Raw genomic sequence first — 9,241 nt, 5'->3', positions numbered from 1 at the left:
CTGGCCGATGTAACTCGAGCCGCCGTCGCCGGAGAGCAGCGTGAACTCCTCCGACTGGTCCATGGTGTTGAGCACCTGCTGGACCCGCTGGGAGACCGGCGCGGTGGAGCCGACCCACGGGCAGACCCCGTTGCCGCCGTTGCCGTTGCCGCCGCTGAGCGGCTGGACCGTGGTCATGCCGTAGACGTCGAACTCGAAGATCGAGTCGCCCCACTGGGTCGCACGCACCGTGGCGTACACCCGGATGTAGCGGCCGGTCGCCGAGAAGGTGAACGACTCGCTCCCGCCGGTGCCAGTGGTGGTGGAGTAGACCGTGTTCCAGTTCGCGTTGTCGGTGGACACCTGGATCTGGAACGCCGAGGCGTACGCGGCCTCCCAGAGCAGACCGGCGCCGCAGATCTGGATCTGGGACCCGAGGTCGACCTCGAGCCACTGCGGGTTGCTGTACGCGCTTTCCCAGCGGGTACCAGGGTTGCCGTCGGTCGCGGCGGACGGCTGGTTGGCGGTGGGGGAATAGGTCGAGGAGGCCGTAGTCGGCTGGTCGAGGGCGAGATCCTGGTAGCCGCAGTATTCGGGCACACCGCCGCCCCCGCCGCCTCCGCCTCCGCCGCCGCCCTGAGTGAAGGCAAGGTAGTGCAGGTTCCAGCCGGCAGCGTCCTGGTCGACGGTGAGCGTCTGCGCGCCGGCTGCCAGGGTGACGCTGGCGGTGACCGTAGTCCAGGTCTGATACCCGCCGGTGCTTGGAACGCCGACCGCGCCACTCAGGTTGGCGCCAGAGGAGTTGGCGATGTGTAGCGCGTCGCTGACCGCGCCGGGCGCGGCCACCCTGAAGCTGACCGTGTAGGTCCCGGCCGTGGACACCTCGACGGTGTATTTGAACCACTGCCCCGCTGCCGTCCAGCCCAGGTCGTACGTGCCGCCAGCCGCGGAAGTGTCCTGCGTGTCCGCGGTAGCCTCAAGATCGACACCGTCGGAGCGGTAGCCGTTCGCGGTGCCGTTGGTCGCGGCGACGTTGTAGGCGACACCCTGGCCGCCAGTGTCGTAGTTCGCCGCCTGCACCGTGCCAGGCACGGGCGCCGGCGTGCCGCCGAAGGGCTGGTCACCGCCCGATCCGCCTCCGCCGCCACCCGAGCTCAGGGTGAATGCCAGGTAGTGGATATTCCAGCCGTTCGAGTCCTGATCGATGGTCAGCGTCTGCTGGCCGGCTGGCAGGGTGACGCTGGCGTCGACGGTGGTCCAGGTCTGATACCCACCGGTGTTCGGAACTGCGACCGCGCCGCTCAGGTTGGTGCCGGATGCGTTGGCGATGTGCAGCGCGTCGGTGATCCCGTATGGCGACGCGAGTCGGAAGGCGACGCTGTACGTGCCCGCGGTGGCGACGTTGACCGTGTACTTGAACCACTGCCCGACGGTCGTCCAGCCGATGTCGTCGGCGCCACCGGCCGGGCTGGTGTCCTGCGTGTCCGCAGTGACCTCGAGATCGACGCCGTCGGAGCGGTAACTGTTGGCGCTGCCGTTGGTCGAGGTGACGTTGTACGCCACACCTTGACCGCCGGTGTCGTAGTTCGCCGCCTGAACCGTGCCAGGCACAGCGGCTGCGGTGCCACCGAAGGGGGCGTCGGTGGCGGCGAAGGCCGTGGTGCGCGCACCGGCCAGCGACAAGGCGGACAGCGCCGCGACCGCGAGCAGCGCGCGGAACACAGGCCGACGGCGCGGCGGTCGCGACCGGCCGCGCGCAGGCGGCCGCAGGAGGGTGAGATGCCTCATTGCATTCCCTTCAGGTGCCTGATCTTCTTCTTCGACGGCCCGGCCTCGCCCGGCCAGTCGGTGGGTCGGTGGGTCGGCCGGGCGAGGCCGGGGCCTGATTCCGGGCAGCCGCGGCCAGCCGACGCATGCGCGGCCGGTACGGTCGGACGCGCAGGGCGCAGACTGAGGTCGAGGGTGCGGATGCCGGCGACCGGGCGCCGCTATCCGCTCCTCAGGTCTGGACCGGGTGAATCGTCGAGCCGGCCCCGCCATCAACAGGGCCGCAACGGCCTGACGCTCGGCAGCCAGATGCCGGGGCACCGAGGCGTTTTAGCAGGCGGCGGCCATTGAAGCTGTTGGTGCTGCCGCGTCGGTGGCGACTACCCGCTCGCGGCGGGCCGCGGGGCGGGGCCGCGCGGATCGGCCGGATGTCGGCCCCGCGCCGGTCGGCCGGTCCCCCGGCCGACTTGCAGTGTGACGATCATGCTGCTGTCCCTTCGGCGCCCCGCCGACGCGCGAATCGATCTCGGTTGAAGAGCTCGGTGGCAGCGAGACATCGCGGACCGACGGCTACAAAGCGGCCGTTCAGCGCCCCGGACGTCGTCTCGCGGGTGTGGGAGAGCGCTCTCCGAACACTCGATGTGTATGGCAGGAATCCAGACGTGTCAAGCCTGCGGTGTGTCCGTCCAGGACGCCGGGACGGAGTGGACCGAGCGATACGGCCAGGTACGGATAGAACCTGATCACGCCAGGGCGCTCGGCGACACCTTCAGCCCCAATGAACCCAGCTGTACGTATCCACAAGTAGTGGTTCGATCGCTTTCTGCTTCGGAGCCGCGCCTACTGGCGCTTGAGCGTGAGTGCCAGGCTGGGGACGACGAAGGACAAGAGAAAGATCGGCAAGATGCTCTTTCCGGTGCATCGGAAGGCGACGGTCTCGCCGTCGGCGGCGTCGAAGGTCTCGGTTCGGCTGGAGTTTCGGCCGCTGCGGACTTGCAGGGTGTGACCTCCAGGTTCGATCGGCGTCTCGAACGTGTCGTTCATTTCGACTGACCCGACGCGCTCCCCGTCGAGCACGACGTCGTACGCGGCACGGCGGACTTCCGCTCCGATTGCTTTATGCGTCAGCGTCAACGTTGCGGACATTGTTGAACTCCTCTTGTTTGTCAACGGCGTTTCCCTGGGTGCTCTGGCGACGGGGCGCCGCGCCTTCCACGAGGCGATCATGGGCTCAATCAGAGTCCAACGCTCGTTGGATAAGTCGCTCTGTAGGACTGGCGGCCGCCTCAACGAGCTCGGCGTCGGCTACAGCCTGGGCTTCACCCACCTGCCGATCCCCGCGAATCAGTCTCCGGACCAGCACGCGAGAATGACCTCGGCAACCGTCAGCGCCACGTTGCCCGAGGTCGTCGGCGGCTGGCCGAACTGGGCCGGCAAGCCGGTCACGTCGACCAGCAGAACCTTCGAGTCCTTCCGTACGACGATCGAGCCGTTGGTCGTGTGGAACGCGCCCTGACCGATGTTCATGACGGCGCCCGTATCGCCCATCTGGACGCCCAGCTGGTGGTAATAGGCATCGGTCTGCGTCGAATTCGACAGCTCTTTCACCGACAGTTGCATCGAGCCGGACGGATACCTATAGGTACAGGAGTACAGGTGGTCGGTCCACGTCGGGCTGGAGACCGTGGCCTTCACGCCCAGCGCCGAGTCGATCTCCGCGGCCGCCTCGGTCCGGCAGATCATGGTCGTGGCGGTTGCCGGTGCCTGGTCGCTGGTTCCGGGCGTCGTGGCGGTCGCCGGTGCCTGGTCACCGGTCCCGGCCGCCGTGGCGGTCGCCGATGTCTCGCCGCCGATCCCGGCCGCCCCGGCACCGTTCGCCGACGCCCCCGAGCTGGCGCAGCCGGCCGTCAGCAATGCGAAACCGACGGCGGCCGCGGCCGCTCGGGGCCCGATCAGCTTCACACACTCACCCTACTGTCGCGACGGTATCCATGGTCACCGTGTCCCCGGTCCCCTGGTTGTGCGACGTCACCGCCAGCCCGCGCAGAATCGGGCCGCCGAGGTTGGCCAGCGTCACCGTCGACCCCGGCACTGCCGTCCACGTCACGCCGTCGGACGAGGTGTAGGCCGTGAACGAGCTGCCCGTCCGGGCCACTTCCAGATACGTCGGGACGGTGCCGGTGGTCGAGACCTGCGCGGACGACCCGCCCTGAGCGCTCCGCCACTGGACCACGATCCCGTGGGCCGGCGTCACGAAGACCGCATAGTACGGGGACCCCGGGTCCGTGGTGGAGCGCAGCATGACGCCCGTCTTGGCCCACGCGCTGGTGTTCGCCTGTGCGGTCACGTGCGCCGAGATGCTCCCGTTGGCGGCCAGGGATTGGTTCACGAAGTGGAAGGCGTCGGCCGTCGACCAGATGTCGCCGCCGCCGCCGAGCAGCGACCACTGTCCGCCGGTCAGCGTCTGCTGGCCCAGCGGCAGCGGACCCCCGATGTCCGAACAGGTCCAGCCGGTCGGGCAGGACAGGCCGGGCGGCGGGAACTCGGTCGCCGACACCGTCGGCGCGCCGAAGCCGACCGTCGAACCCGTGCCCTGGTTGTGGGAGGTCACAGCCATGCCGCCGAGCAGCGTGCCACTCAGGCCGGGCACCGTCCGGCTCGACCCCGGCACTGCCGTCCAGTTCGTTCCGTCGGCGGATGTGTAGGCGGTGTAGTAGACCGTGGTACCGGCCGTGTATCTGGCGATCCGCAGGTACGTAGGCACGGTCCCCGTGATGCCGAGCTGCGAGGTCGATGCGCCCTGGGCGGTGCGCCACTGGACCGCGATCCCATTGGCCGGCGTCACGAAGGCCGCGTAGTACGGCGAGCCCGGGTCCGTGGTGGCCCGCAGCATGACGCCCGCCTTGGCCCACGCGCTGGAGTTCGTCTGCGTGCTCACCAAAGCCGTGACCGTACCGTCGGCGGCCAGGGGCTGGTCGATGTAGTGGAACGCGTCCGCGGTGCCCCAGATGTCGCCGCCGCCGCCGGTGACCGACCAGGTCGATCCGCTGACGGCCTGCTTGCCGGCGGGCAGCGGGCCGCCGATGTCCGTGCAGGACCAGCTCGACGGGCAGGAGCCTCCTGCAGCCTGGTAGTGCGTCAGAACCTGGGCGGCGGTCAGTTCGGTGTTGTAGAAAGCCGCGTCCGAGACGGAGCCCGCGAAGAAGCCGCTGGTCGGCGAGTTCGACCAGCCCGGAAGGCTGTCCCCGCCGACCCGCCAGTAGCCCAGGTAGCTCTGGGCGGTGGTCGTCGTCGCGTTGGAGGCGACCTGCTGGCCGTCGACGTACAGGTGCATCCCGTCGGATCCCTGCGTGGCGACGAGGTGGTGCCACTGGCCGTCGTTGTACTTGCCCGGTGAAGTGATCACGACCGGTGTCCCGGCGTAGACGCCGAAGTAGATCTGGCCGTTGTTCGCCATGTACACCAGCCGGTCGCGGCTGGTCGACGCCGTGCCGCTCGCGGCGGTCCCGAAGCCGGTCAGCAGGCCGCCGGTCGTCGTGGTGGTGTTGAACCACACCTCCTCGGAGTAGGACGTGGGATTCGTGATGGGCTGTGAGGCCACGATCTGGCTCGTGGAGCCGTTGAGCGTGACGCCCTGGCCGCCGACGCCCTCGGCCGGGCTCGGGACGCCGTAGGTGAAGCCGCCGCCCTGGTAGTTCCCGGAGTCGTTGTTGCCACTAACGTCCGCGGCCGTGGTGCCGCCGTTCTCACTCAGCGGCCAGTAGGAAGCGGGGCTGTCGCCGTAGATCGTCTGGCCGTAGTGGTTGGCCGGCGGCTGGGAGGCGACGTTGGTGATCGAGATGGTGGTGGAGATGCTGGGCGTCCCGTTGGCGTCCATGGCGAACAGCATGTACGGACCCGGCAGGGCGATACCCGGGTCGGAGGGAATCGCCAGCTGGTAGGTGTTGCCGCTCTGTGACAGGATCTGCAACGGAATCCGCCGCTGGTCGTTGTCCACCGAGTGGGTCGACTCCCCGTAGCGCACCATCGAGAACTGCGACACCGGACCGCCGGTGGTCACCGTGATCGTCTGACCGGTGGCCGCGCTGGTGGGAGCGGACACGATGGTCGGGCGGGTGCGCAGCGAGCCGTCGGCGTTGAACAGGTAGGGCGGGCTGAAGATCTGGCCGTCCTCGTGGTTGGTCGAGCAGGTGCCGCACAGACCGCCGCCACCGGAGAACACCGTGCCGTCGGGCAGCAGAACGCCCACGGAGTGGTAGTTGCGCGGCGTCGCCTCGGGGGCCATGACGCTGAACGCGTTCGTCGTCGGGTCCCAGAGTTCGGCGTTCAGCACCGAGTTGGCGTCACTGAACGGCACCGCGTAGGTCTCCCCGCCCATGGTGACGACCTGCCCGTTGGGCAGCGCCACGCTGTTGGCGAAGGCGCGCGGGTAGGTCATCGAACCCGACTGCGTGACCGTCGGATTCGTCCCCAGCGCCGGGATCTGGATCTGGTACGCCTGGTTGGTGGCGGTGGAGTTCTGGTAGCTGGGCGCGCCGCCCATGGTGACGACTTTGTTGACGTCGTAGTAGACGGCGTTGCCGTTCATAGCGTCCGCGCTGGCGCCCCGGTTGCCCGCCGGGGTGATCGTCCCCGCTCCGGACGTGGTGATCCAGTTCATATGCGCCGACGGGCCGGCCTGCAGGACGTTGCCGCCCGACGTGGAGATGAACCAGCCGTGGTTGTCGGCACGGTAGGCGCCCTGTGCGTCCTGGGTGTACATCGGCGTGGCCGGGACGCCGGTCAGCTCCCGCCAGCCGCCGCTCGGCGACCAGATCTCGCCCAGCTTCCCGCCGATGACGCCCGACCACGAGCCGCCGAGCACGAACGCCTGACCGTTCGAGAGAGTCGTCTGGCCCTGGTAGCCGCGGCCGATGTTCATCAGCGGCCCGGCCCGCCAGGTGTTCGTGGTCGGGTTGTAGATGCTGGTCTGCTGGTTGCTCAGCCCACCGGTGACCATGATCTCCCCGTCGGGCAGGATGGACACGCCGGGACAGAACATGTTGTCGCCGGTGTTGGAGACCGTGTCCTCGCTGACCGCCCCGGTGTTCAGATTCAGGATCGCCGTCATCGTGTAGGGATCGTTAGGCCCGCCGTATGTGGTCGCCTGGTCCGCCGACCACACCAGCAACTCGTTGTTGGGCAGCAGCGCGGCCGCCACGGGGACGATGGGGAAGCCGATCGTCGGCCCCCACTGACCGACCACCGACGGGTTCGTGCTGATCGCGGCACTCTTGGCTGCTGCCTTGGTAGCGGCCAGCGGTGCTGTGACAGTGGGGGTTCCTTGCAGGTACAGCTCTGCGGCAGCCACCGTGGACCCGGAACCCGAGGCGGAGTTCAGCGCCGTGAGCCGGACAAAACGCGTGTCGACGGCGGCGATGCCGACGTTCTTGACGGCGGTCGTGTTCGACCAGGTGCCCGTGGCGACCGTGGTGAACGCGGCCCCGTCCATGCTGACACTGACCTTGTACTGACCGATCACGTCCACCGGCGACGGCGTCTGCGGCGGCTCGTAGACGAGGCCGGACACGACCTGCGGGGCTCGCATGTCGACGGTGATCGAGGCGGGCGCGGCCGAATCGGTGTGCGCCGCCCAGTAGCTCAGGGCGTCGGAGTCCAGTGCCGCCGCGGCGGGATGCCCCGCCGACGACTGGCTGGCCGCCGCCGTCCACCCCTCACGCTGGAGCGTCGGAGCGTCGGGGGTGTACGCCGCCACGGGAACCGTCATGGGGTCCGGATCAGACACGGCAGGTGCCGCGCTGCGCGGGTTCTGCGCCATGCCCGCCCGCGACGCCCCGGGATCCGAGGTCGTGGCCGCGATGACGAGAGCGGCCACCGAGGCCACCGCCACCGACGATCTCCAGCCAACGCGTCCGCGCACCCACATCGTCGTCATCGACTCGCCCTCCACCCAGATGGCACACCGCCGGGCGAACCCGTCCCCCCTATGGGCCGAGTCCGAACATGAGATCCATACGAGACCGCTGGATACAAGCGGTTCCCGCAGGTATCACTCAGTATCTACTACAAACACTCTAATGAACTATCCGCGCCCTCGGGGGACCTTTGGGAACCCGCCAGCTCCGCCTTCTCCGACACGGGCGCGGACTCGCGCTATTAGCCGCTCGCCTGACGTCCGCGCGAGCCACGACCCGGATGCCACCGTGCCCGAGCGATCTGGCCTCGGCCGCCGCTCAACCGTCGCCGATGCTCATCCAGACCAGATGCGGGAACAGGGCCGCGAACTTGGCCCGCAGCAACGCCTCAGTGTCCTGGGTCGTGGCCATAGCGCAACATCGTGCCCTAATTCCGGAACCGGCGGGTTGTTCTCCGACGATCCCTAATTTCGCGGCATTGGATCCAAGCCGGCGTGGTTCACATGGGAACTGTGCGCTCAGGCCAATTCCGGGCACGTCTCAGGGCACAGTAACGTCCCAGCCCCCGAAGCCACCCTTTCTGGCGACCGATTGAAAGAGCGCAACAAGGGGAGTCGGACGATGATTCGTGGGCCGCTCGTCAAGGAGATGAAGAACCCGTATTCGCCCGTGCGCCGGTTTTTCGACGAGCGCTTCACGGCCGGCCTGCACGCGGTTCAACACCGCTACCGGCAGGATGTTCCCCCACTCGCGGTGGCACCCGCGCCCTACGGCACAAACCCCGCAACCCTCGACGCGGCCGCGCACTGGCTGCTGCGCTTCCTGCTCGACGCGCAGCCGGACCTCTCCCCCGCCGTGTTCGGGGCCATCGCCTGCACCCCCGCCGCACTGGACGCTCTGCCCGCCCTGGCGACAATCGCCCACCGGCTCGGGACGCAGTTGCCGCAACCGGGCGGCCCGGTGCATACCTTCACCGGCCCGACCGCCGCCACCACCGTCGACCCGATCCTGCTCGCCCGCGGCTGCTGGGTCCTGGCCCTGCTCAGCGAGGTCTACCGCGGCGGCCTAGTCGCCCTGATCGACAGCCCACTGGGCCAGTTCATGCGCAGCACGCCGACCGCGAACAACCTGCTTCAGCTCGCTCCGCCGGCGGCGCTGGACCAACTGGCCGACCTGCGCGAGGTATTCGAGACGACCCTGATACCCCGGCTGGCGCACCGCAAGGGACCCTGGGCGCTCGGGCCGAACCTCATCGGCTCACGGCTGCTCAACGCCGACGCCGACGTGATCGCCGCGGGACTCCTGCTCGACGCGAAGACCAGCGCCACATCGCCGTCGCTCGCCGTCGCCGACCTGTTCCAGATCATCGGCTACGCACTGCTCGACGTCCACGACGCCTTCCGACTCGACAGCGTCGCGGTGTTCAACGCCCGCTACAACCACCTGGCCACGTGGCATCTCGAAACGCTGCTCGCCGAGCTGTCGGGCGGGGCGGTGGAGATACCGACGCTGCGCGAACAGTTCCGCGCCCTACAGCTCTCCCCGGGACTGTGAACCACACCAGACACACCCCGCCCAAC

The 9,241-nt window shown here is 68.8% G+C and carries 5 protein-coding genes and 1 pseudogene; 1 reads left to right on the top strand and 5 read right to left on the bottom strand.

Going from position 1 to position 9,241, the window contains the following annotated elements:
- The 5 genes and pseudogenes from VGZ32_RS08895 to VGZ32_RS29165 all read right to left on the bottom strand — a co-directional run.
- The coding region (locus tag VGZ32_RS08895) for a carbohydrate-binding protein (protein ID WP_326885407.1) at positions 1-1,701 on the bottom strand (1,701 nt) is incomplete at its 3' end.
- Positions 1,702-2,586: 885 nt separating this feature from the next.
- Positions 2,587-2,892 carry a hypothetical protein gene (locus VGZ32_RS08890; protein ID WP_326885406.1) on the bottom strand — a complete coding sequence of 102 codons (306 nt, stop codon included), beginning with the start codon at positions 2,890-2,892 and terminating at the stop codon, positions 2,587-2,589.
- 198 nt (positions 2,893-3,090) lie between these two features.
- Complete coding sequence (locus VGZ32_RS08885; RefSeq protein WP_326885405.1) at positions 3,091-3,708, bottom strand: hypothetical protein; 618 nt, start codon at positions 3,706-3,708, stop codon at positions 3,091-3,093.
- Positions 3,709-3,712: 4 nt separating this feature from the next.
- Positions 3,713-7,681 (bottom strand): galactose oxidase-like domain-containing protein, encoded by a 3,969-nt coding sequence (locus tag VGZ32_RS08880; protein WP_326885404.1) that lies wholly within the window; start codon positions 7,679-7,681, stop codon positions 3,713-3,715.
- Between the two features lie 241 nt (positions 7,682-7,922).
- Positions 7,923-8,072: pseudogene (locus VGZ32_RS29165) on the bottom strand (ISAzo13 family transposase); the annotation flags it as partial.
- 210 nt (positions 8,073-8,282) lie between these two features.
- On the opposite strand from VGZ32_RS29165, the gene VGZ32_RS08875 reads away from it, so the two are divergent.
- Complete coding sequence (locus tag VGZ32_RS08875; protein WP_326885403.1) at positions 8,283-9,215, top strand: hypothetical protein; 933 nt, start codon at positions 8,283-8,285, stop codon at positions 9,213-9,215.
- The last annotated feature ends 26 nt before the right edge of the window (positions 9,216-9,241 follow it).

The sequence above is a fragment of the Actinocrinis sp. genome (assembly GCF_035938995.1).
GTDB lineage: Bacteria > Actinomycetota > Actinomycetes > Streptomycetales > Catenulisporaceae > DASZGI01.
Note: the sequence above shows the minus strand (reverse complement) of the source record. Positions and strands in the feature narration are given on the sequence as shown.

What these genes read in the sequence shown, in the direction of transcription:
- VGZ32_RS08875 (WP_326885403.1), top strand. Translation starts at nt 8,283, where the DNA reads ATGATTCGTGGGCCGCTCGTCAAGGAGATGAAGAACCCGTATTCGCCC.
- VGZ32_RS08880 (WP_326885404.1), bottom strand. Translation starts at nt 7,681, where the DNA reads ATGACGACGATGTGGGTGCGCGGACGCGTTGGCTGGAGATCGTCGGTG.
- VGZ32_RS08890 (WP_326885406.1), bottom strand. Translation starts at nt 2,892, where the DNA reads ATGTCCGCAACGTTGACGCTGACGCATAAAGCAATCGGAGCGGAAGTC.